This window comes from Streptomyces sp. NPDC050534 (genome assembly GCF_044457745.1).
GTDB lineage: Bacteria > Actinomycetota > Actinomycetes > Streptomycetales > Streptomycetaceae > Streptomyces.
The window spans coordinates 552,534-575,042 of the sequence record NZ_JBITHF010000003.1 but is presented as its reverse complement, the minus strand read 5'-3'; the positions used below and the strand labels follow the sequence as shown (position 1 = coordinate 575,042).

The 22,509-nt window shown below is 73.1% G+C and carries 15 protein-coding genes; 4 read left to right on the top strand and 11 right to left on the bottom strand.

Annotated elements, in window-relative coordinates:
- Positions 1–9: 9 nt before the first annotated feature.
- The 5 genes from ACIBN2_RS13595 to ACIBN2_RS13575 are packed head-to-tail and all read right to left on the bottom strand — an operon-like array spanning position 10 to position 4,693.
- Positions 10–945 carry a 3,4-dihydroxyphenylacetate 2,3-dioxygenase gene (locus tag ACIBN2_RS13595; protein WP_399134482.1) on the bottom strand — a complete coding sequence of 312 codons (936 nt, stop codon included), beginning with the start codon at positions 943–945 and terminating at the stop codon, positions 10–12.
- Positions 938–2,428 carry an aldehyde dehydrogenase gene (locus tag ACIBN2_RS13590; protein WP_399134481.1) on the bottom strand — a complete coding sequence of 497 codons (1,491 nt, stop codon included), beginning with the start codon at positions 2,426–2,428 and terminating at the stop codon, positions 938–940. The genes ACIBN2_RS13595 and ACIBN2_RS13590 overlap by 8 nt, the downstream gene beginning before the upstream one ends.
- 34 nt (positions 2,429–2,462) lie before the next feature.
- A complete protein-coding gene (locus ACIBN2_RS13585) occupies positions 2,463–3,269 on the bottom strand; it encodes an acetoacetate decarboxylase family protein (RefSeq protein ID WP_399134480.1) in 807 nt (268 codons plus the stop codon).
- Positions 3,270–3,282: 13 nt separating this feature from the next.
- Positions 3,283–4,503 (bottom strand): NAD(P)/FAD-dependent oxidoreductase, encoded by a 1,221-nt coding sequence (locus ACIBN2_RS13580; RefSeq protein WP_399134479.1) that lies wholly within the window; start codon positions 4,501–4,503, stop codon positions 3,283–3,285.
- 1 nt (position 4,504) lies between these two features.
- Complete coding sequence (locus ACIBN2_RS13575) at positions 4,505–4,693, bottom strand: ferredoxin (RefSeq protein ID WP_399134478.1); 189 nt, start codon at positions 4,691–4,693, stop codon at positions 4,505–4,507.
- Between the two features lie 315 nt (positions 4,694–5,008).
- Between ACIBN2_RS13575 and ACIBN2_RS13570 the strand changes: the two genes are divergently transcribed.
- Both ACIBN2_RS13570 and ACIBN2_RS13565 read left to right on the top strand, forming a co-directional pair.
- Positions 5,009–6,364, top strand: a complete 1,356-nt coding sequence (locus ACIBN2_RS13570) for a glutamine synthetase family protein (RefSeq protein ID WP_399134477.1) — start codon at positions 5,009–5,011, stop codon at positions 6,362–6,364.
- A gap of 69 nt (positions 6,365–6,433) precedes the next feature.
- The gene (locus ACIBN2_RS13565; protein ID WP_399134476.1) at positions 6,434–7,750 is read left to right on the top strand and encodes a cytochrome P450; all 1,317 of its coding nucleotides are present in this window, start codon (positions 6,434–6,436) and stop codon (positions 7,748–7,750) included.
- 33 nt (positions 7,751–7,783) lie between these two features.
- Here the strand turns inward: ACIBN2_RS13565 and ACIBN2_RS13560 are convergent, their stop codons facing one another.
- The 5 genes from ACIBN2_RS13560 to ACIBN2_RS13540 all read right to left on the bottom strand — a co-directional run bounded on the left by ACIBN2_RS13560 (position 7,784) and on the right by ACIBN2_RS13540 (position 13,115).
- Complete coding sequence (locus tag ACIBN2_RS13560; protein ID WP_399134475.1) at positions 7,784–9,217, bottom strand: ATP-binding protein; 1,434 nt, start codon at positions 9,215–9,217, stop codon at positions 7,784–7,786.
- Positions 9,218–9,412: 195 nt separating this feature from the next.
- Positions 9,413–10,084 carry a peptidoglycan-binding protein gene (locus ACIBN2_RS13555; protein WP_399134474.1) on the bottom strand — a complete coding sequence of 224 codons (672 nt, stop codon included), beginning with the start codon at positions 10,082–10,084 and terminating at the stop codon, positions 9,413–9,415.
- Between the two features lie 73 nt (positions 10,085–10,157).
- Positions 10,158–10,691, bottom strand: coding sequence for a hypothetical protein (locus tag ACIBN2_RS13550; RefSeq protein WP_399134473.1), 534 nt, complete (start codon positions 10,689–10,691; stop codon positions 10,158–10,160).
- A 32-nt stretch (positions 10,692–10,723) separates the two neighbouring features.
- Entirely contained in the window at positions 10,724–11,818 is a 1,095-nt protein-coding gene (locus ACIBN2_RS13545) for an N-acetylmuramoyl-L-alanine amidase (protein WP_399134472.1), read from the bottom strand.
- A 169-nt stretch (positions 11,819–11,987) separates the two neighbouring features.
- Positions 11,988–13,115 carry a peptidoglycan-binding protein gene (locus tag ACIBN2_RS13540; RefSeq protein WP_399134471.1) on the bottom strand — a complete coding sequence of 376 codons (1,128 nt, stop codon included), beginning with the start codon at positions 13,113–13,115 and terminating at the stop codon, positions 11,988–11,990.
- Between the two features lie 248 nt (positions 13,116–13,363).
- On the opposite strand from ACIBN2_RS13540, the gene ACIBN2_RS13535 reads away from it, so the two are divergent.
- On the top strand, positions 13,364–18,472 hold the full coding sequence (locus ACIBN2_RS13535; protein ID WP_399134470.1) for a hypothetical protein: 5,109 nt from the start codon (positions 13,364–13,366) through the stop codon (positions 18,470–18,472).
- 160 nt (positions 18,473–18,632) lie between these two features.
- Here the strand turns inward: ACIBN2_RS13535 and ACIBN2_RS13530 are convergent, their stop codons facing one another.
- Positions 18,633–21,428, bottom strand: coding sequence for an AAA family ATPase (locus tag ACIBN2_RS13530; RefSeq protein ID WP_399134469.1), 2,796 nt, complete (start codon positions 21,426–21,428; stop codon positions 18,633–18,635).
- Between the two features lie 269 nt (positions 21,429–21,697).
- Here ACIBN2_RS13530 and ACIBN2_RS13525 point away from each other — a divergent pair, with 269 nt between their 5' ends.
- On the top strand, positions 21,698–22,366 hold the full coding sequence (locus ACIBN2_RS13525; protein WP_399134468.1) for a response regulator transcription factor: 669 nt from the start codon (positions 21,698–21,700) through the stop codon (positions 22,364–22,366).
- The last annotated feature ends 143 nt before the right edge of the window (positions 22,367–22,509 follow it).

Below are 22,509 nucleotides of genomic sequence, written 5' to 3'. Positions count from 1 at the left end.
TCCGGACTCCTAAATGCGGCTGTGCGGGGTGCGCGGTGCGGTGGGCGTGGGCAGTCCGGCGCCGGTCCAGCCGTCGGCCGGGCGGTCGAACCACAGGTGGACCTGGCCGGTGCCGATGGAGTTCTCGTACTCGCCGTACTGCCGGGCGCGGGCGGTGCAGGCCTGCTCGCCGAGGGCGCCGGCCATCATCAGGTAGTGGAAGAATTTCGCCTCGGGCCTGTACTTCCAGAACTCGTCCATGGTGTCGAGGACCTTGTCGTGGCGGCCCTCCTTGAACCAGGCGATCCGCTCGCGGTCGGCCTCGCGCGCCTCGGGCGTGAAGATGTGGGCGGTGTCGCTGGACTCGTGGTCGCGCAGTTCGCGCAGCGGCCAGAAGGTGTGCGAGAGGGCGCCGGAGGCGATGAGCAGGACGCGGCGGCCGGGGGTGGCGGCGATGCCGTCGGCGAGCGCCCGCCCGAGCCGCAGATGGTCCTCCATGTCGCCGGTCTGGCAGACGCCGATGGTCACCCACCGCTTGTCTGGAAGGCCCTCGCCGAGGAACTTCCAGAGGTTGATGGTGGCGTAGTAGATCGGCAGGTGGTCGTCCTCGATCGCGGTGATCCAGGTGCCGTGCTTGTCCGCGAACTTCTCGATGTTCCGCGCGAGTTCGGGATCGCCCGGGAAGTCGTACGGCATCCGGCACATGCCGCGCGGCAGCTCCTCGGAGGTGAAGAGCCCGGCCCGGCGCCGCTGTGCGGTGACGACGAACTCGACGGTGGTCGCCCAGTGGGAGTCCAGGACCACGACGGTGTCGTAGTCGTCCCGCTCGAAGACCTCCTTGCGCAGCTGCTCAAGGCCGGTGACGAGGGTGATCTCCTGGCCCTCGTTCAGCTCCAGCCGGTCGGCCTCGGGCAGCACGATGGTGGGGACGTGGGCGAGCAGGCCCGCCCCGACGATCTCACCCATGGTCCTTCCATCCCTTCGGGGCGGTGACGGTGTTCTTCAGGTCGCAGTAGAAGTCGAAGCTCCAGGTGCCGCCCTCGCGCCCGACGCCGGAGTGGCGGGAGCCGCCGAAGGGCGCCTGGAGGTCGCGTACGAAGAAGCAGTTGACCCAGACGGTGCCGGCGACCAGCTGTGCGGTGACGCGCCCGGCGCGCTGCTTGTCGCCGGTGGCGACGGTGGCGGCGAGCCCGAAGCGGGTGTCGTTGGCGAGCCGTACGGCCTCGTCCTCGGTGCGGAAGGTCTGCAGGGTCAGGACGGGGCCGAAGACCTCCTCCTGGACGATCTCGCTGTCCTGCGCGACGTCGGTGAGCAGGGTCGGCGCGTAGTACTGGCCGTCCTTGCGGTGCCCGCCGATCACCGCGCGGGCGCCGGCCGCGAGCGCCCGCTGCACGAAGCCGTCGATCTTCTCCAGCTGGCGGGGGTGGATGTTGGGGCCGATGTCGGTGGCCTCGTCGCGGGGGTCGCCCTGCACGATGGCGGACGCCTTGGCGGCGAAGCGCCGGGTGAACTCCTCGGCGATCGGCTCCTCGACCAGGATGCGGGTGGCGGCGAGGCACACCTGTCCGGCGTTGTCGTACTGCTCCACCGCGAGGTCGACGGCGAGGTCCAGGTCGGCGTCGGCGAAGACCAGCAGCGGGGACTTGCCGCCGAGTTCGAGGCTGAGCGGGGTGAGGTTGGCGGCCGCCGATGCGCTGATCCGCTGGGCCGTGGGGACCGATCCCGTGAAGCTGATGCGGCGCACGTCCGGGTGCGAGGTGAGGGCGTCGCCGATCTCGGAGCCGTAGCCCTGGACGACGTTGAGCACGCCGGCGGGCAGTCCGGCCTCGGCGGCGATGTCCGCGAGCAGCGAGGCGGTCAGCGGGGTCCACTCGGCGGGCTTGAGGACCACGGTGTTGCCGGCCGCGAGGGCCGGGGCGACCTTCCAGGTGGACAGCATCAGCGGGGCGTTCCACGGGGTGATCAGCACGCTGGGTCCTGCCGGGTCCCAGCTGACGTGGTTGGTGTGCCCGCGCCCGGCGGCGGAGCCGCCTGATGGACGGGTGTCGAAGTCCTCGTGCTCCAGCGTGAGCAACCAGTCGGCGAAGAAGCGGAAGTTGTGCGCGACGCGCGGCATGACGCCCCGGCGGTGCGAGCGCAGCAGGGCGCCGTTGTCGGTGGTCTCGACGACGGCGAGCTCCTCGATGCGCTTCTCGACGCCGTCGGCGATCGCGTGCAGCAGGCGGGCGCGCTCGGCGCGTGGGGTGGCGGCCCAGCCTGGGAAGGCGGCCTTCGCGGCGGCGACGGCGGCCGCGGCCTCCGTCCCGGTCCCGCGGGCGATCTCACCGATCACGCTGCCGTCGATGGGCGAGACGTCGGTGAATGTGCCCGCGGAGGCGACACGCTCGCCGCCGATCCAGTGCCGGGTGTCGACGGCGACACCGGCCACCGTGAGGGTGTGCTCGGTCATGTCCGGTCTCCAGGTCCGTTGCTGTGTAAGGGAGTTACTCGGCTGCCGAGGTGTTGGACTCCAGCAGCCGGCCGCCGTCCCACACCACCCCGACCTGCCGGTAGTACGCGGCGATCGGCTCACGGATCTCCAGCCGCGCCAGCTCCTCGGTGGGCGCCTCGAACAGCTCCAGCTCCGCGTCGCCGACCCACGGCTGCCCGCCCTCGAAAGCAGCAGCCCCGGACTCGATCAGCTCGTCCAGCGCCAGCCCCTTGCCCTTCTCGATCGAGGGCAGCCAGCGGTGGTGGGCCATGGGGTGGCCGTTGACGAAGCCGTTGGTCCGCGACGGCTCCCGCAGGGTCACCACAGCCTGGGCGAGGCGACGGTCGGCGGCGGCGAGGGTCGCGCCGAAACGGGCGCCGGCCTCGATCCGCGGAGCGGGCCCGTAGGGGTGCGGACGCGTCTGGTGGATGGAGCCGAGCTTCTTCGGATAGCCCTGGTGCAGCCCGCGTGCGATCGCGAAGTCCTTGTCGACCCAGATGTACACGCAGCGGGTGTAGGTCTGCCCCCTGTACGTGCAGCGGACGACCGCGAAGGCCTCCTTGTACTGGGCGAGCACCGGGTCGAGGAGCTCGTCGCCGGAGGCGGAGCAGGACTGCCAGTCGGCCCAGATCAGCGCGACCGCGCCCGGGTCCTCTTCGGCCAGCTCCAGTGGCTCGGGCAGCAGTTCGCGCACCCGCGCGGGGTCGGTGCGGTACTCGACGGTGAGCAGGTCGCCCGAGTAGCGCCACGGCGGGGACGGGATCAGCGACGAGGCGCCCGTCGCCGTCTTGGGAGGGAAGTAACCACGGACAGCAGACATGACGATGAGTTCCTTACGCGGTGAGGGACGCGGTGAGGGCGGGCTGCTTCAGGAGCTGGGCGCGGTAGCGGGCCGCCCCCATGGCGGTCGCCTGGCCGCCGAGCGCGACGACGCCGACGAGCCGGCCGCCGGTGTGGTAGCCGACGAGGAAGTCCCCGTCGGGGTCGCCGTCCAGGACGCGCACGTCGTCCTTGCCGAGGACCGGCGCCCCGAAGGACTGGAGCCGGAACTCGTGCTGGTCGCTCCAGAAGGTGGGCAGCGGCGCGAAGGGTGCCAACTCCCTTTCCTCACCGGTGAGATGGGCGACGAGCGCCTTCGCGGCGTGCTTGGCCGTGTCCGTGGGGATCGACCAGTGCTCGACGCGGCGGGGTACGCCGTCGTAGCGGGCGTTGGGGAAGCGGGCGACGTCGCCGACCGCGACGATCTCGGGCCGTCCGCCGACGCGCAGTTGCTCGCAGGTGAGCACGCCGTCGGTGAGGTCGAGGCCGTTGCCCCGGAGCCACTCGGTGTTGGCGACGGAGCCGACCGACTCCACGACCACGTCGGCGGGGAGCACCGTGCCGTCGCCGAGGACGACGCCGGTGACGCGGTCCGCGCCCTCGAACCCGGCGACCGACGCCCCGAGCCGGAAGCGCACCCCGCGCTCCTCGTGCCGCTTTCGCAGGGCGCGGCCGAGGAGTTCGCCGAGCGGCCCGACCATGGGCAGGGGCAGCGGGTCGACGACGGTGACCTCGCGGACGCCGAGTACCACGGCGGTGGCCGCGACCTCGCAGCCGATGAATCCGGCGCCGACCACGACGACGCGGGCGCCGGGGCGGATCAGCTCGCCGCGCAGGCCCTGCGCGTCGGCGAGGGTGCGCACGGTGTGCCGGCCGGTGAGCGGGCCCGGGCAGCGCAGCCGCCGGGGCCGCATGCCGGTGGCGACGACCAGTCCGTCGTAGGAGAGCCGCGAGCCGTCGTCGAGGACGATCGTGCGCTCGTCGAGGCGGGCTTCGGCGACCTTCGTGCCGAGCAGCCACTCGACGTCGGCGGCGGCCGGCTTCGGGGTGAAGGCGAGCGACTCGAAGGGCGCCTTGCCGGCCAGGACCTCCTTGGACAGCGGAGGCCGGTTGTAGGGCATGTGGGGCTCGTCGCCGACGACCGTGATCGCCCCGGTCCAGCCGGCGGCGCGCAGCTGCTCGGCGGCGCGCAGGCCGCCCATCGATGCGCCGGCGACGACGATACGGCCGCTCATGTCAGACCTCGATCCGGATGGCCTGGAGCGGGCAGACGTCCGCGGCCTCTTCGACCTCGTCGCGCAGCGCGTCGTCCGGGTCGGCCACGTACGCCAGGTGGCCGGCCTCGTCCATGGAGAAGACGTCGGGGGCCGCGAAGACGCACTGGCCGTGGTCCTGGCATTTGTTCATGTCGACGACGACCTTCATTGGCGGTCCTCCTGAGAGTGAGGGCGTCGGGGCGCCGGAGGGTAAAGGGGGGCCCGACCCGGGTGGGACGGGCCCCTCGGCCACAGGGGACGGATTCCGCGGAAACCGCCGACCTGACTCGTTTGGCTTCAAACAACATAGGAACCTGGCGAGCCCTGGTCAATACCTGTCCAGATGGATAAGTTTTTTCCGCGACCCCCTTGCGAGTCGTCAACTCCCTCCATACCGTTCGGGTTCAAACGAATAACTCCGTGACGTGCCCGCAGGTCCGGAGTACGCCTGGGAGTCCCCCACCCTTCCGCCAAGGAGACACCGGTGAGCGCATCCGACACTCCAGACATCCGCCGGCACATGGAACGGCTGGCAGCCGAGGGCGTCGACGTCGTCCGGGTGGTCTACCCCGACCTGATCGGCACCGACCGCGCCCGCGACGTGCTGCTGGACCACCTGCCGTCGGCCTGCGACCACGGCCTCGCCTTCTGCCGCGCCGTCTACCACACCAGCCCGCAGGGCGACGTGGCCGCGGTCGCGGGCGGTCTGGACGCGGGGCTGCCGGACGTGACCGTGCGCCCCGACCTGTCCACGCTGGCCGTCCTGCCCTGGGAGCCCGGCGTCGCCGCCTGTCTCGGCGAGGTCACCGACCCGGCGACCGGCGCCCCGGCCCCCGAGTCGCCCCGCGACCTGCTGCGCGCCGTCCTGGCCCGGGCGGCCGAGCAGGGGCTGCGCCCCGTGGTCGGCCCCGAGCTGGAGTACTTCCTGCTGGAGCCCGCCGCCGGCACCCCCACCGGCTGGCGCCGCTCACCGGAGACCACCGGCGCCGTCTACACCGCCGGCCTGCGCGCCGACCCCGGCAACCACCTGCTGCGCACCCTGCGGCAGCTGCGTGACCTGGGGCTCGGCGTCGTCACCGGCAACCACGAGTTCGACGGCGGCCAGTACGAGATCAACCTGACCCACTCCGCCGCGCTCGACGCCGCCGACCGCGCCTTCCGCTTCAAGGCCGCGGTGAAGGAACTCGCGCGCCAGGAAGGCAACTTGGCCACCTTCATGGCCAAGCCCTTCGGCGACGCGGGCGGCTCCGGCTTCCACCTCCACCTGTCCTGCGACGACGAGGAGGGCCGCAACGTCTTCGACGACCCGGCGGGCTCCTACGGCCTGTCCGCCACCGCCCGGCACGCCGTCGCCGGCATCGTCGCGCACGCCCCCGCGCTCGCGGCGCTGGCCAACCCGACCGTGAACTCGTACAAGCGCTTCGGCCCCGACACGCTCGCGCCCTGGCTGATCGACTGGGGGCTCGACAACCGCAGCGCCATGGTCCGCATCCCGCCGGAGCGCGGCAGCGGGGCCCGGCTCGAGCTCCGCCTCGGCGACGCCAGCGCCAACCCGTTCCTGCTGATCGCGGGCACGATCGCGGCCGCGCTGCTGGGCGTGCGGGCGGGCGAGGAGCCGCCGTCCCCGCTGGAGGGCTACGGCTACGACACCACCCGTGCCGCCCTGCTCCCGCAGTCCCTGTCCGCCGCGCTCGACGCGCTGGAGGCGGACACCGCCCTGACCGAGGTGCTCGGCAAGGCGTTCACCACCTCCTTCCTCACCTACAAGCGCGACGAACTCGCACGCTTCGGCCGGCACGTCACGGACTGGGAGTTCACCGAGTACGCGTACCACCTGTGATCCCGCCGCGCCCGTGATCCCGCCGCACCCGTAGGCCCGCCGACGCCCTCGTTCAGGAGACCAACCGCCATGACCAGCCCCACTGTTCCGGCCGTTCCCGCCACCCGCGCCGAACTGCGCGCCGCCCTCGCCGAGCCGCTGGCGATCGAGCAGGTGGACCTCGCGAACCTCGACAACTTCGCCGACGGCATCACGCCCTGGCGGATGTTCCACACGCTGCGCCACGAGGACCCGGTGCACTGGCAGCCCGAGGAGGCGCCCAACTCCGGCTTCTGGGCGGTCACCCGGCACGCGGACATCGCCGCCGTCGACCGCGACCCGGCGACCTTCACCTCGACGCGGTTCGTCAACCTCGAGGAGGTCGACGAGGACCAGATCAAGAAACGTGCCTCCATCCTGGAGATGGACGGCGTCCGCCACCGCGCCCTGCGCAGCGTGATCCAGCGGCAGTTCGGCGCGAGCGTCATCAACAGCTACGGCGACTTCCTGCGCGGCCTGACCGCGAAGACGCTGGACGCGGCGCTGGCGAAGGGGAGCTTCGACTTCGTCGCCGACGTCTCCGCGGACTTCCCCATCAACGTGCTGGCCCGCCTGCTGGACGTGCCGCCGGAGGACAACCAGCAGCTCATCGACTGGGGCAACCGCATCATCGGCAACACCGACCCCGACTACGCGGACGTGCTGCTGCACAGCGAGGAGAGCGAGAAGTACCGCGACCTGCCCTTCCGCTCCCCGGCGTCGATCGAGGTCTTCGAGTACGGCCGCGAGCTGGCGCGGCAGCGCCGCGGCGGCGAGGGCACGGACCTGGTCTCGAAGCTGGTCAACACCATGCCGCGCGACGGGGTCCCGCTGTCCGCGCAGGACTTCGACAACTACTTCCTGCTCCTGGTGGTGGCCGGCAACGAGACCACCCGCCACACCATCACCCACTCCATGCTGGCCCTGCTCCAGCACCCCGAGCAGCTGGCCCGCCTCAAGGACGACCCGTCCCTGATCCCCACGGCGGTCGAGGAGTTCCTGCGCTGGGCCTCCCCCGTCTACCACTTCCGCCGCACCGCCACCCGCGACGCCGAACTCGGCGGCAAGCAGGTCCGGGAGGGCGACAAGGTCGTCATGTGGTACGCCTCCGGCAACCGCGACGAGCAGGTCTTCGGCAACCCCTACGACTTCGACGTCGCCCGCGAGAACAACGACCACGTCACCTTCGGTAAGGGCAGCCCGCACCTGTGCCTGGGCAACCTGCTGGCCCGCACCGAGATCCGCATCATGTTCGAGGAGCTCATCCCACGCCTCGCCGACATCCGCCTGACCGGCGACGTCCCCCGCGTCCGCTCCAACTTCGTCAACGGCATCAAGAAGCTGCCGGTGGAGGTGACGCTCGCCTGACGGACGGGTATGGCACCGTCCCCCTGGCCGGGCCTACTCCCAGGCACGGACCAGATCCTCCGGACCCCAGTGGGCCGCCAGCGGCAGATCGCCGGCCACCCCGCTGCGCGAGACCGCGACCAGCGGGGTGTCCGGCCCGGTGCCGGGCACCGCGAGCACGTCCCGCGCGAGGGCGTCGTACTCCCGCCTGCCGAAGGGCTGGGACTCCAGCCACTTGACGGAACCGACGAAGTGCACCGCGCCCGCCACCGGTTCGCGGTCGGCGCCGATCAGGTCGATCTCGGGGTTGTTCTGCCGGTTCCACCAGCCGCCGACCGCCTCGGTCTCCGGCCAGCGCTCGTCGGGCAGCAGCCGCAGCAGCGACTCGCGGACGACGGGCTCCACGGCACGTCCGCGCCAGGTCGTCCACGAGCGCTCGATGCGTTCCAGGGCCAGGTCGCCCCGGCCGCGTTCGATGAGCGGCATCCCCCGCTGCAGGAAGGCCAGCCAGAACCGGAGGTACGGATCGGCGATGCGGTAACGCTTGTTCTTGGTGTCGGCCTTCGCTGACAGCGGCAGGTCCGCCGCCACGACGCGTTTGGCCTGCAGCCTGTTCAGCAGCGGTGACAGCGTGCCCGACGGCAGCGCGCCCGCACCACCGGCCTGGGCGGCGATGGCGGAGAAGGTCCGCTCGCCGGTGCCGACCGCCTCCAGCACGGCCCGTGAGTGCGACGCCTCGGGGAACTCCCCCAGCAGCGACAGCTCGCCCGCCACGAGCAGCGGTGCCAGCGGGTTCGCCATGGCCTCGCGAAGGAAGTCCTTCCGGCTCATTCCGGGTCGCCACGACTGGACGATCTCCGGAAAGCCCCCCGTGATCAGCAACGCGTCCACCGCATCCGCCGCGGCCAGCCCTGTCATCGCCCGGACATCCGCGAGGTGCAGCGGCTGCACGGTCATCTTCGTCGCCCGCCCGAAGAACGGACGGCCGTACGACTGCAGGGCCTCCATCACCGACATGTCACTGCCGACCAGGATCAGGAGCACCGGCTTGGCCGACAGATGACGGTCCCAGACCGTCTGCAGGGCCCCTTCGAACTCGGCGTCCTGTTCCACCAGCCACGGCACCTCGTCGATCACCGCGATGCTCGGAACGTCGTCGGGAAGGGCGACAGCCAGCGAGCGCAGCGCCTGATTCCAGTCCGTGGCCTGCAGTCCGGCCACCAGCTCCGCTCCCGGCATGCCGGACTGCGCGAGCGCCCCGGCGAAATCCGCCCGCTCGGCGACCGCGTTACGGCCTCTGGTCGCCTGGAAGACCACATAGGGGGCCGCGGACCGGTCGCAGAACTCCTGGACCAGGCGCGACTTCCCCACCCGGCGGCGCCCGGTCATGATCACGGCCTGCCCCCGGGTGGCCCCCCCGCCCTCACGCACCAGCTCGAGCAGCCGTCCCAGGAGCTCCAGGTCGGCCGTTCTGCCTTTGAACTCCATCGGCGGACTCCCTCGAAGGAAGAAAGGCAGATGACATCTTACGTAGATTGAATCTTACATAGATGCCGGAGGGCTCACCACACCGCCGGGGCACGACGAGCGCCGCCCGCCGGGGTTCGGCGGGCGGCGCGGGGCCGCGGTCGTGGGCCGTCCAGGGAGGGGAGCCCGGTGCGGACGAGGCGGCGGCCGGTCGGGTCAGGCGTTGCGGCAGGTCCAGGGCTGCCAGCCGCGGGCCTGGTAGAGGCGGTAGGCGGCGGCGATGTTCTGGGGGGCGTCCAGGGCGCGTGAGGTGGTGCCGAGGTAGGACTCCAGCGTGCCGCCGTTGTTGAACTGGAACACGCCGAAGTCGCGCGAGCCGTTGGTGTTGCGGCCGACGGCTATCTCGTTGAGGCCGGACTCGCAGCGGGCGACCCGGATCGCCTTGTCCTCCAGGTTGTCGGGGAAGGTCTGGCGGATCATCGTCTCGATCTGGGCGGTGGACCGGGTGTTCAGGTTCACCGATCCGGGGCTGTCGAGGCGGCCCCGGGTGGCCGGGCCCACGATGCCGTCCACGGCCAGGTCGGCACGGCCCTGGAACGCCTCGACGGCGTTGCGGGTGGCCGGGCCGAAGGAGCCGTCCACCGTGAGGTGGGCACCGAGCTGGTCGAGCCTGGACTGCAGCGCGGACACGCACGACCCGCTCGCGCCCGGGCTGAGCGTGGTCGAGCACAGCGCCGACGTCGCCGCGGAAGCCTGCGCGGCGGGCAGGGCCGCGGCACCTGCCGCGGCCAGCAGAACGACGGCGGCCGTGCTCAGGGCCGCGCGGCGCGGGCTTCTTCGCGGACGGGTGGCGGCGCGGTGGCCGGGGATACTGCGGTTGCCGAACATGCGGAACGTCCTTGGTCGTTGGAGTGGGGGGTGACGTCGTGGTGCGTCGGTCCGGTCTTCGCGAGCGCGGTGCTCAGCAGCCGCAGGAGTAGAAGAGGACGTCCCAGTGGCTGCTCTCGCGGGCGTAGATGTTTCCGGAGCCGGCCCGGTACTGCGGGGCGCCGTCGCCCGCCCGCGGGCCGATGTAGGTGAAGGTGCCGGTGATGTAGTTGCTCAGGCACGTGGTCGGGTTGAAGTCGAGCTTGTAGCCGTTCCAGTGGCTGTACGTCCCGGAGGCGTGCCCCGTCTCCGTGCCTCCGGTGATGGTGAGCGCGCAGCGGCTGGCGTTCTTCAGCGTGATGGCGCCCTGCACGGTCGCGAGGTTGATCTGCTCGAAGGACGTGCAGTGGGCGTTGTTGCGGTTGGTGCAGTTGCCGCTGGACGACCAGGTGATCCCCGCGTTCCGGAGCCTGTTGGCGGCGTCCGCCTGGCTCAGTTTGGTCACGGCGGCCGGGGAGGCGGCGGCCGTCGACGCGGCGGGCGCGGCCCAGGCAGTGCCGCCGGTGGCGAGCGCGACGGCGAGCACCGTTCCGCCCAGGGCGGCGCCGAGCTTGGTCTTCGTGTTCAAGTTTCTTTTCTCCTTTGTTGATTGATGGAGTGTCAGGTGACGAGAGCGGCCCAGGTGCGGGCGTCCACGACCCCGTCCGACGGCAGCGACGCGCCGGCCTGGAAGGAGGCCACCGCGGAGCGGGTCGCGGGCCCGAAGGCACCGTCCACCCGCACGTCGGAGCCGTACGCGGCCAGTTGGCTCTGTACGGCGCGCACGGCCTCCCCGGAACCGCCCAGCGCTAGCGGCGCGACGAGCTGGTTCCAGGTCTGCTGCCCGGCGACCCCGTCCACCCGCGCCTTGACCGCGCCCTGGAAGGAGTGGACGGCCTGCGCGGTGGCGGTGTCGTAGGTCCCGGTAACGGTGAGCGCGGATCCGTGCTGCCGCAGCAGGAACTGCACGCTGCGCACCCGCTCGCCGCGGGCGCCGGCGGTCAGCGTCGGCCAGGCGGGGGCCACCGGGCTGCCGCCGATACGGGAGGCCACGTCGGCGCGCAGCCTCGGCAGGCGGTCGTGGAGCTGGTCGCCCGGGCAGTCGGTGTCGGTGAAATCCCGGTGCCCGTAGATCTGGTACGCCCGCAGGCCGTAGCGGGTGCAGACGGCGACGCACAGTTCGACGAGCGACGCGTACAGCTCGGAGGGCGGCTGGGCGGTGTCGTAGGTTCCCTCGTTCTCGATGCCGATGGCGACCGTGTTCTGTGCGGTGGTGTGCGCGCTCTCGACCATGGCTGCACCGCCAAACAGCGTCTCCAGGCTGCGGTGGCGGCCCTCCATGACCTGTCCGTACCGGCTGATCGTGAAGTGCTGGCCGGAGTCGATCCAGCCCCGGCCCAGGTGCGCGTCCTGGATCGACCGGGCGAGCGCGTAGGCGTGCGCCTGCGAGTCGTCCTCCGAGTTGGGGCTCGCCGTGTGGTGCACGATCACTTTGTGCGGGCGCGCGGCGTACACCGTGACGGGCAGCGTGGGCGGCCGGGCACCCCACTCGTCGCAGCCGGCGATCGGCGGCCGGACCGCGGCCCGCGCCGGCACGGCGTGGAGCGCGGCCGCCGCCGAGAGCCCCGTGCCCAGCACGGCCGCGCCGCCCAGGAGCACCGACCGCCGGCCGGGCCGGCCGTGGGGCCACCTGCCGGAACGCCGTGAACTGCCCACCGGCGTACGCCCTTTCGTCTCGTCCGAGCCGCCCGCGGCGGGCGGCGGACAGGACGATGGCAGTTCCGGGCAGCGCGGCCAACGATCTGCGGCGCATCGGGACAGCGGGCTGTCTCACCCCTTTCCACCTGCGGCGATGTGACGGCCTGGGACGGTGGATGGGATGCGGTCAGGACTTCGGCCGCCCCTTCGGTTTCTTCGGCGTGCCCGACTTCGACGCTCCCGCCTGGTATGCCTTGTCGCACGACGGCCAGGCGCGGAAGTCGTGGGTGCGGCCCCACAGGCGGTGGGCGGCCTGGATGTTCCACTCCGGGTCGAGGGCCTTGCGGGGCGTGCCGCCCAGCTCGCGCAGGGTGCCGTCGTACAGCTGGAACACCCCCCAGTTACGGGTGCCGTTGGTGTTGCCCAGGCTGTAGAGCGGGTCCAGGTTCGAGGCGCACTTGGCGATGCCGCTGGCGCGGTCCGCGTCCTCGGTGAAGACCTCGCGGACCCGCCGGTCGACCTGTGCGGGCGGCCACGGATGCGCCTTGACGCGGCCGGAGTAGAGGGCGCGTTTGGTGGTGTCGTCGACCGATCCGTTGGGCTCCAGCCCGGCGAGGAGCTGGAAGACGACGACGCGCATCTGGGTGATGGGGCCGAAGGCGCCGTCGACTTCGAGGTCGAGTCCGGCCTGTTTGAGCCGGAGTTGGAGCTCACGGACGCAGGCGTCCTGGTGTCCCATGGCCACGAACCGGCACTTGGCACTCAGGAGGGGGCGGTTCGGCGAGTCGTCGGCGCCTGCCGGGCGGCCGCCGGTGAGGAGGACGGCGCCCACCACGGTCGCGCCGACGACGAGCAGGGCCCCGAGGAGGACCGGCCACCTGCGCAGGTGCCGCAGCCGGGAACGGTACGGCACGGATGGCGGCACGGAGCCGATGCCGGGCGGGCCGGCGGGCGGCTCCGCCACCTCGACGTCGGCCACGGCCCTGGTCGCGGCGTCAGCCGGCTCCTCGGCCGCGAGGGCACCCTGGGCCCCTTCGGCCCGGGGCGCCCCGCGTCTTCGCCCGGCGTCGACCAGCACCCACAGCCGGTGCAGCTCCAGGAGCTCGCGCGGGTCGGCCCCGCAGGCCTTGCCGAACCGGGCGACGGGATCGAAGTCGCCGGGGACGCCGGCGCCCGAGCAGTAGCGGTGCAGGGCGGAACCGCTCACCCCCGACCGGCGGGCCAGGGCCTCATAGCTGCAGTCCGCCCGGCTCTTCAGCTTCTGCAGCAGGTCGGTGAACTCCCGCGCGTAGGCGGACCCCCGTAACTCGCTCACGCACGTACCTCCACTGGTCGTCGCCTCACCACGGCGGAGTCCACGGTGCACCAACCGGCGTGGTGCGTCCACAAGTTCGAAGCGTTACCTCAGGTAGCTCACAGGGTTCGGCTGCCCCTACCGCCCCCGGGGCCACACATGGCCGTCAGGTGTACCGGAGTTGACTCCCTGATGGATCAACGACGGCAAAAGTGGCGGGAGTTGAAGGAGGGACTTCCGGCCGCGTCGCCGCTGGTTACGTTGATGCCGTGCGGACACAGAAGCGGTCAGGGGACGGCAGGGGTGGGGACTCGCAGGCGGCGCCCCGGCTGCCCGCCGCCGCGGGTCCCGCCCATCCCCTGCTCGCCTTCCGGCACTCCGCGGGGAACGCGGCCACGGCGAAGGCGCTGGGGCGCGGTGGTCAACGGGCGGGCGGGGCACGTCCGTTCGCGCCGTTGCCCGATGTCGACGAGCGGATTCCGGGGCTGGTGCTGCCGCCGTATCTGATGGATCTGGCGGCGGGCGGGCTGTCGACGGCGTACGGGCTGACCGGGCACGAATTCGTGAAGAACGCGGTGGCCGCGGTCGTCGGGCACGGTGGCGGCACCGTCGCCGACATCGCGGGCGAGCTGGCCGGGCGGCCGGAGACGTTCTTCGGGCAGGGCCGTGCCTTCGCGGTCGTGGGCACCAAGGGCAAGGACCGGTGGGACGTCACCGTCTCCATCGCCCCGGCGCCCGACGACCGGCCGCCCGTCTTCCATCCGAACGAGCTGCTGGAGGAGGCGCCGGCCGACCCGTACGGCGCTCCCAAGGTCGGCCTGGACGACGACGCCGAGGGCAAGGACACCAAGGTCGACGTCCAGCACAACACCGCCGCCGCCACGAGCACCACGGCCGGCGCCTCCTCGAGCAAGGGCGCGGGCGGTCTGGCCTTCGGGCTTGCGCCGGTGGTGCCGGGGCTGTGGCTGGGCGGGGCGGCCACCGGCAGCGCGCAGCCCTGGCAGTCCTCGCGGGAGTCCCGCAGCCAGCGCAACGTGGCCGAGCCGCGTGTGCTGCGCAGCGACAAGGGCTCGGCCGAGGTGGCCCGCAAGGTGCGCTACCTCGTACGGATCAAGAAGCACGGCGCCGAGCACGAGGAGCTGCTGCGCGCCTCCGGCTCGCTCACCCAGCGCGTGCCGACCGAGCACCTGGTGCCGGCCGGCACCGGGACGCCGCCCACGCCGGCTCCCTTCGCCGCCGCCGACCCCATTCCCCGCCGCGTCTCGCTCGCCGACTCGCTGGCGCCCCTCGCCGTGACCGACACCGCCGCCCCGCACCAGGGCGGCCGCGGCCTGTTCGATGCGGTCCGCTCCGTGCTGCACCCCTCCCTCACCGCGCCCGGCGCGCCGGGGCTGGCCCGGCTGTACGAGGCGACCTCCACGGCGACCGTCCTGGAGGACATGCCCCGGCTGCTGCGGGACGGCGTCGTCGGCGAGGACCTGACGTCCAAGGACGGGAAGACGGCGGGCAGTTACCGCCTGCACGCCGCGCTCACCGGCCTCACCCCCGCCTGGGGCACCGGCAACACGCAGCTGCGCACCCATCAGCAGACCCAGACCTCGGTCACGGAGAGCGCCGGCAAGGGCCGGGCGGTCACGGCGGGCGCGGGTCCCGCGATCGGTGTCGGCGTGGCCGGCAACGCGGCCGTCGTACGCGGCACGGCGATGCCGGTCGCGGCCGCCCGCAAGGCGCGCTTCAGTGCGACGGAGCAGACCGTCTCCAGCCGGCAGGGCGCCGAGGTCCGGGGCGAGAAGGCGCTGTACTACGGGACGGTGCAGTTCACTGCGGAGGGCACGGGCCCGCGCTCGGCCGAGATGATCCTGAACCCCGGTCGCCGGGTCGCCACGCACACGATGAAGGTGTGGATGAGCCTGCGGGCCGACGAGGCGCAGAGCCTCGGGCTGCCGTTGCCGCAGGGGATGGCGGCCGGGGAATTCGCCAAGAAGCCGAAGCGGACCGACGAGAACGGCGACGAGGTGGACGTGGAGCGTCGTCTCGCCTACGGCGGCAAGGGGTCGAACGTCGTCCTCAGCCGGCTGGACACCGGCCCGATGGTGCGTGCCGTCAGCGAGCTGTTCGCCACCGACCCGCGGCTCGCGGGCTACCTGCCGGGCTTCGGTACGACCCCGCCGGGCGCCCACACCAGCCGGGAGGAGGCCGAGGCCCAGCGGCGCAACCACCGCGAGCTGATGACCGCCCTGTCGGAGACCAACCTCCGGGTCAACAAGGACCAGTTGCTGTCCACGGGCATCACGGTCCGGCTGCGCCGCAAGACCGCCATGCACTCCCACGACGTACAGCTGCGGGTCAGGGGCGAGCTGGGCGACGCCGACTACCAGGGCGACATCAAGGACTGGCTGGTGCGCGCCCACTCCGGCGTCACGAGCAACTCCTCGAGCGGGCGCAGCAGTTCGCGCTCGATCGGCGGTCTGGTGCTCGGCCAGGCCCGGCTGGTCCCCGGTGCCCTGACCGGCTCGGCCCGCTACGAGCGGCACAGCACCGGCACCCGGCGCAACCAGGCCGGGCCCACCGGCCGTTCGGACATCGTGGCCAACGGCTCCGAGTCGGCCGCCGCCTTCTCGGCGCCGTTGCGGCTGGACGTGAACCTCACCATGACGTCCCGGCAGCGCAAGCCGGCCCGCGGCCTCACCCTCGGCTCCCCGGGGCAGGACGCGCCGCGGTCCACCCTGCTGGGCGGGCTGCACCTGCCGGAACAGGACGTACGGCTGCTCACGCCCACCGAGTTCACGCTGGACGAGGAGGGCAAGGACCGGCTCGACGCGGTGGCCGGTGCCCGCCGGGCCGCGCCCGCGGCACCCGACCACGACTTCGCCGCCGAGGGCATCGGCGACCTGGCCACGCTCACCCCGAGGCCGTCCGCCGGGCGCCTGCTCAAGGACTGGCAGCTGGTGGAGACCCTCGACGGGGAGCCCGTGCGCGCCCTCGCCCACGAGCTGCTGGCGCGGGCCGCCGCCCGCAACAAGGGTCTTGGCCGGGACACCGCGCTGGAGGCGGAGGGGCTCGCGCCGCGGCAGGCGCTGGAGGAGCGGTTCGGCGAGCGGGCGATCCAGGGGGCGCTGCGGCAGGCCGCGTCCTCGGGCTGGGTGGTGAAGAACCTCCGCTACCCGCGCCGCCTGTCGGCTCTCAACGGCGCGGTCGGCACCCGGCTCGCCCTCGCCAACCCGAAGTTCCTGCACCGCGGCACGGGGCCGGGCACGGAGACCTTCGTGCTGGGCGGCCACCAGTCCGCCGGGCAGAGTGGCCAGGGCACCTCCAGTACGGTGCAGTTCGGCGCCACCGTGTCGGAGAACGGCCCCGAGTGGCGCACCGGTCAGGGCCTGTCGACGTTCCGTACGAGCGGCAAGGGGGACGGCCGGACGGCCGCGCTGTCCGGCACCGTCGAGCGCAACGCCCACACACCGAAGAAGGCGCCGCTGTACCTGGTCCAGTGCGACGTGCTGGTGAACATGGTCGCGGAGGTCAAGGTCACCGGCGGCGGCCCCTACGTGGCCAAGGGCGCCCGGACCCTGCCGGCCGCGGCGGGCGTGTGGCTGACGGAGGCGCAGCTGCCGGCCCGCATCCGGCGGCAGTTGGGGCTGGACGAGGACACGGCGGCGGCCGCCACGTCGTCGGCGCGGCCGCAGGGCGAGAGCCGGGCGGAGAGCTCGCAGACGGCCCAGGAACGCGCCGCCAGGGACACGACCGCCACGACCGCCACGTCCCGGTCGGCCCCGGCGCCCACCACCGCCCCCTCCCTCGGTGCGGGCACGGCTCTCGGCTTCGGCATGATCGAGGACCTGCCGGACTTCGTCCCGCTGCTCGGCCGGCTGCGCTCGGACCTCGTGCGGCAGGGCGGGCAGGGTGTCGCCGACGACCTGCTGCCCCGGCAGCAGCTCAAGGACCGCAACGACAACGTGCAGCGGCTGCTGCGGGTCCTGGACCGGGACGGCTCCGCCGGGCTGCTGTCCGGCGCGATGGACGGCGGGGTCACCGTCGAACTGCTCGACGGCCGCAACACGCCCTGCTGGGCGGTGTTCAAGATCACCCGCCGGGGGGCGGGCACGTACGAGGGCGACGCGAACGACGGCCGGGACATGGAGTACATCACCTCCGCCGTCTCCCAGAGCGCTGCCTCCCACGACCAGGGCACGGTGACCGGGGTCGAGGGCGTCTTCGCCGGATCGGGCAAACCCGAAAGCGGGGCGGGCCAGTTGAAGAGCACCGGCGGTGCGGCGGGCCTCGGCTACGCGTCCGGCGACTCGCGGCGCACCGGCACCGCGAGCCGGGGCCAGCTCGGCATGAAGACGGTCGCGGAGGCGAGCGCGGCGCCGTCGGCGAGGATGCGCATGCCGATCTCGGCGAGCCTGGAACTGTTGCGGGGCGGGCGGCGGTTGGGACTCGCCCTGATGAACGACAGGCGCCTCGCGCTGACGCATCGCGTCCTGAAGAAAGACCTGGCGGCGCTGAACCGGGTGGTGGCGCCGACGCCGGCAGCCGCGCCGAGAGCCGGCCGGGGTGCGGCGCCCGCCGGGCTCGGCGCCTGGCGCGCGGCCGGGGTGCGGCTGCCGATGGAGGCCCAGGTCAACGGGTTCCAAGGCGCACCGCAGGTAAGAGAGTTGATGACTGCCGCCGTACGGCAGGCAGGTGGCGGCGACCGTTTCCGCGACAAGGGGCAGGCCGCCGCGTACGCGCTGGGCGAGGCGATCTCGACCGAGTGGCTGATCGCCTCACTGCCCCTGCTCACCTCCGCCGGGGCCGACCTGCCGCCGGTGCACGCCTCCGGTGCGGAGAGACAGGACCTGCACGCTTCGCTGCACGCCCGGCTGCGTGCGGGGCGGGTGCTGGGCGTCGGCGACAAGATGACGTTCGAGACGGTGAGCCAGAGCCGTCTGGACGCGCCGCGCCCCACTCAGACGGACGGCCAGAGCTCGGCCGACCACGGCAGGCAGGCGCGGGGGCTGGCGGGCGCGGGGCTGCTCAACGCGGACGAGTTCCGGCTCAACCAGCTGATGGCCAACGCGGGCGGCTCGGGCGGCACGGCCGACGCCACGGCGAACTCCTCGGGCTCGACGCCGCTGCACAAGCCGAAGATGAAGTCGGTCCTGGTCCAGTTCACGCTGGACGTGAAGGCGGTGGCCCGGGTGACCAACCGGGTGCGCAGCGGCCTTACCGGCATCGCGGAGCGTGAGACGACGCTCAGCAGGCCGGTGGTGATCCGGATGCCGGAGCCGGTGGTCCGCCGCATGCTGGCCACGCAGGGCGCCGAACTCCGGGACCCCGACCACCACCTCGGCACCACGACGGCCGTGGCCCCGCCTCCGCCGCCACCCGGCAGCTAGTGCTGTGACCGGAAAGGTTCACCGGCTCGCGACGCCCGGCACGGCACCTCGCCGCGTTGTCGCATCACCCGAGTACATCCAGTACGCGGGCGATGCTCCGCCTTGCGATGCACCGCACCGGACGCCGCGAGCCTTCCGGCAAACCTTTCCGGTCACAGCACTAGCCGACCTCCAGCGCCTCCCGCAGCTCTCCCCGCCGCCGTATCCCCAACTTCTTGTATGCGCTGGTGAGATGGGTCTCCACGGTGCGGCGGGCCAGGTGCAGAAGGCCGGCGATCTCGGTGTTCGTGCGGCCGTCGGCGGCGAGCTGGGCGATGCGGAGTTCGCTGCCGGTGAGGGAGCCGGAGCCGGTGCGGACGAGGGCGGGGCGGCGGGCGCCGCCTTCGCGCAGGGCGTCCTCGGCGAGCGTGCGCAGCCGCAACGTGCCCAGCCGCTCCGCTCGTTCGGCCGCCTCGCGCAGGCACTCCCGGGCCCGCCCGCCCTCGCCCGCCGAGGTCAGCTGACGGCCCTGCGCGATCAGGGCGGCCACCAGCTCCGGTTCGGTCACGGCGGGTGCGTCCCGCAGCAGTCGTACGGACTCCTCGGCCAGTTCGAGACCGCGGCGGCCGCCCGTGACGGTGCCGAGGGTGCGCAGGGCGCGGCCCACCAGACGGGGCGTGCCCCACACGCGGGCCAACCGCAGTTCTTCCTCGGCGAGCGCGAGCGCCTGGTGCGGGTCGCCCAGGGCCAGGCGGCATTCGGCGGCGGCCGTGCGCCAGGGTGTGACGACCGGGCTGACCACGTCGCGGGCCGACTGGCGGCGGCCGCACTCCAGGAAGTCGTGCAGCGCCCCGGCCGGGTCGCCGTCGGCGGCTCGCTGTACCCCCCGTGCGAACAGGAACCGGTTCAACTCCCAGTTGTCGGGCGCCTCGTGGAGGTCGAAGCCGTCGGCGAGGCGCCGTGCCTCGGCCGTACGGCCGCTCTCCACGAGGGCGATCAGGGTGTGGGCGTGCTCGTTGGACGGCCCGGTTTCGGGCAGCAGCGGCGGTTCGGCGGGGAGCCGCCCGTACTCGCCGCGGGCCGCCGCGATGTCGGCGCGGGTGTTGAGCAGGGCCTGGTGCATGGGGTGCAGCAGGCCCGGGCGCTGGCCGGCCAGCCCGCGCTCCACGAGCCGTTCGGCCTCGTCGAGTTCGTCGGCCCACTGGGCGACCGCGGCGGCCGTGCCGACCAGGAACGGCTCGGTCAGCGCGTCGGCCGGCTCGGCCAGCAGCGTGCGTACCTGCTGCATGGCCTCGTCCGCCGACGTCAGCCCGGCGGAGGCGGCGTAGCGCACGAGCAGGGCGCGGGTGGCCGGGCCGACCAGTTCCGGCGCGTGCCCGGCGGTGTCGGAGATCCGGCGGTACACCTCCTGCCGCACCGTCTGGTCCTGGTCGGACAGGAGGGCGGAGGCGCTCTGCAGGGTGCCGGCGAGGTCGAGGCGGTCGCCGGGGTCGGTGCGGCCGGCGAGTTCCTCGTCCACCGTGCGCAACACCTCGATCGCCGCGCGGGGCCGGCCGCGACCGGCGAGGGCGGTGCCCAGCGCCATCGCGGCGCGCACCCGGTCCTGCGGGGTGCCCGGCAGCCGCAGCGCCTCGGTGAGGCGCGGGATGCCGGCCGAGGATCTGCGGCCCGTGACCTCCAGGGAGCCCAGCTCGGTCAGCAGCCGCTGGCGGCGTTCGCCGGGCAGGGGTTCGTCCAGGGCACGGCGCAGATAGGCGACGGCGTCGTCGTTGCGGCCCTCACGCAGGGCGAGGGAGGCGGCGTCCTGGAGGACCGACGGCGCCCACGGGCCGTCCGCCGGGTCGGACAGCAGCAGGTGCCGGGCCACGGTCTCGGTGGGTGCGCCGCGGTGCAGCATCGCCTTCGCGGCGGCCCGGTACGCGGCACGCCGCCGGGCCACGGGCACGCCGGTGAGCACCGCGTCGCGCAGCAGCGGGTGGGCGTAGCGCGGGCGGCCGTCCGGGTCGGGCCGCAGCAGGCCGAGGCCGGTCATGGCGGTGAGCCAGCCCGCCACCCGGGCGGGGTCGGCGCCCGCCAACTCGGCGAGCAGTGCGCCGAGATGCTCGGCGGTCGGGTCGTGGAGAGCGCCGCGGCGCTCCCAGCCCTCGTCGAGCGCGGCGAGGGCGCGGGCCACCTCCGCCGTGCCGGGGCCGGCGCTGTCCAGCCACCACGAGACGGCTGCCGGGTACTCGCCCGGGTACAGGGCGGCGGACGTCTCCGGCACGGCCTGGCGCGGGGCGGAGCCGCCCAGGTCGCCCAGGAGGGCGCGCAGGAGCAGGGGACTTCCCGCGCCGGCCCGTACGCAGTCGGCGACCCAGGGGCCGGAGGAGTGCGGGAACTCGGCGCGCACCAGCGCGGTCGCCGAACCCGTGGTGAGCGGGGTGAGGGTGTGGGTGTGGACGAGGGCGGGCGCGAGGGTGTGGCTGAATCCGGGGGCGGGCGGGTCGATGTCGTACTGGCTGCGTTCGGTGACGGCCAGCAGAACGGGCATGGCGAGGAGATCCACGTGCCGGGCGGTCTCCACCAGCCAGCGGCAGGAGGGGGCGTCGGCGAGGTGGACGTCGTCCACGGCGAGCAGGAGAGGTGCCTCGTCGGCGTATCCGCGCAGCAACTGCCGCAGTTCCGCGCCCGTCTCGCGCTCACCGCCGTGCAGCACCTCATCGGCTTGCTCCAACCCCGGTAATCGACTCAGGAGTTGGAGTACGGCCGCGAAGGGCACCGCGGCGTCGCCCGGGGCGCAGCGGGCGCGCAGGACCCGCATGCCGTGCGCGGCGGCGGACTCCGCGGCGGCCTCCAGGACCGTGGTGCGGCCGGTGCCGGTGGCCCCGCGCAGCAGTACCACGCCGCCCGCGCCGGCCCGGGCGCGCGCGGCCGCGGCCGCCAACAGCGCGGCGGCTTCCCGGTGTTCGCGGGGCCGCTCAGGCGACGCTTCGGACATCCCTGCCTCCTTGGTCGGACGTGACGTGTACCGCAGTCGAGGACGGACCCGGCTGCCGGGCGGTGGCGTGACAAGTCCCACTACGGCCGGAATCCGCCGTCGGGGAACCGGAGGCCGCGGCACCGTCGTGGTAGCCGTACCGCCGATCTCGTGGTGCTGCTCGTGGTGCTCCACGATTGCTGCCGCCCCACCCGCCACACGAGTGTGACGAGAGCACGCTGGCCGCCGACCCCACCGAGGTGGCCGGCACGTGGACATGGGGGAAACGCTTGCTCAGCTCATCGCGGACCGGACGTTCCGGGACGGCCGAGGTGCCGGAACGGATACCCGTGGCGGTGCACGCAATGGACCCGATCCTGCGCGAGGGCGCGATCGGCCAGCTGCGCCGGTACCCGGAGGTCGAACTCCGGGAGGAGAGCGCCTCGGGCCCCGGCACGGTCGCGCTGCTCGTCGACGACGTACTGGACGAGGCCGCCCTGACCCGGCTGCGCCGTCTGGTGCGCAGCGAGGGGGCGCGGGCGGTGCTGGTGGTGAGCTCGCTCAGGGAGAGCGAACTGCTCGAGGTCATCGAGTGCGGCGTCGGCGCCATCGTGTGGCGGCACGAGGCGACCGCGACCCGACTGGTGCAGGCCGTGCTCGCGGCCGCTCGCGGCGACGGGGATCTGCCCGCCGACCTGCTGGGCCGGCTGATCAGCCAGGTGGGTGCGCTGCACCGGGGCGCCTCGGGGCGGACCGGCGTGCCGTCCTCGGGGCTGACCCCGCGCGAGGTGGACGTGCTGCGTCTGGTCGCCGAGGGCCTCGACACCGGAGAGATCGCCGGCAAGCTGTCCTACTCCGAACGCACGGTCAAGAACGTGATCCACGGGCTGACCACCCGACTGCACCTTCGCAACCGGGCGCACGCGGTCGCGTATGCCCTTCGGGAAGGCTACATCTGATCGAAAGGGCAGTTCGCACCGCCCCCTTGGGCAGCTGATCCCGCCCCTGAGCCGTCCCTTGCGTGCCTGCGCGGACGGCACGGGCGCAGGCAGGATCGAGTACGGCGGCATGTTTCGTGCGGTGACCGGCACCGCGGGGCGGG

Excerpts from the sequence above, each read along its gene's own strand:
- ACIBN2_RS13595 (WP_399134482.1), bottom strand. The coding sequence starts at position 945 with ATGGGTGAGATCGTCGGGGCGGGCCTGCTCGCCCACGTCCCCACCATC.
- ACIBN2_RS13590 (WP_399134481.1), bottom strand. The coding sequence starts at position 2,428 with ATGACCGAGCACACCCTCACGGTGGCCGGTGTCGCCGTCGACACCCGG.
- ACIBN2_RS13585 (WP_399134480.1), bottom strand. The coding sequence starts at position 3,269 with ATGTCTGCTGTCCGTGGTTACTTCCCTCCCAAGACGGCGACGGGCGCC.
- ACIBN2_RS13580 (WP_399134479.1), bottom strand. The coding sequence starts at position 4,503 with ATGAGCGGCCGTATCGTCGTCGCCGGCGCATCGATGGGCGGCCTGCGC.
- ACIBN2_RS13575 (WP_399134478.1), bottom strand. The coding sequence starts at position 4,693 with ATGAAGGTCGTCGTCGACATGAACAAATGCCAGGACCACGGCCAGTGC.
- ACIBN2_RS13565 (WP_399134476.1), top strand. The coding sequence starts at position 6,434 with ATGACCAGCCCCACTGTTCCGGCCGTTCCCGCCACCCGCGCCGAACTG.
- ACIBN2_RS13560 (WP_399134475.1), bottom strand. The coding sequence starts at position 9,217 with ATGGAGTTCAAAGGCAGAACGGCCGACCTGGAGCTCCTGGGACGGCTG.
- ACIBN2_RS13555 (WP_399134474.1), bottom strand. The coding sequence starts at position 10,084 with ATGTTCGGCAACCGCAGTATCCCCGGCCACCGCGCCGCCACCCGTCCG.
- ACIBN2_RS13530 (WP_399134469.1), bottom strand. The coding sequence starts at position 21,428 with ATGTCCGAAGCGTCGCCTGAGCGGCCCCGCGAACACCGGGAAGCCGCC.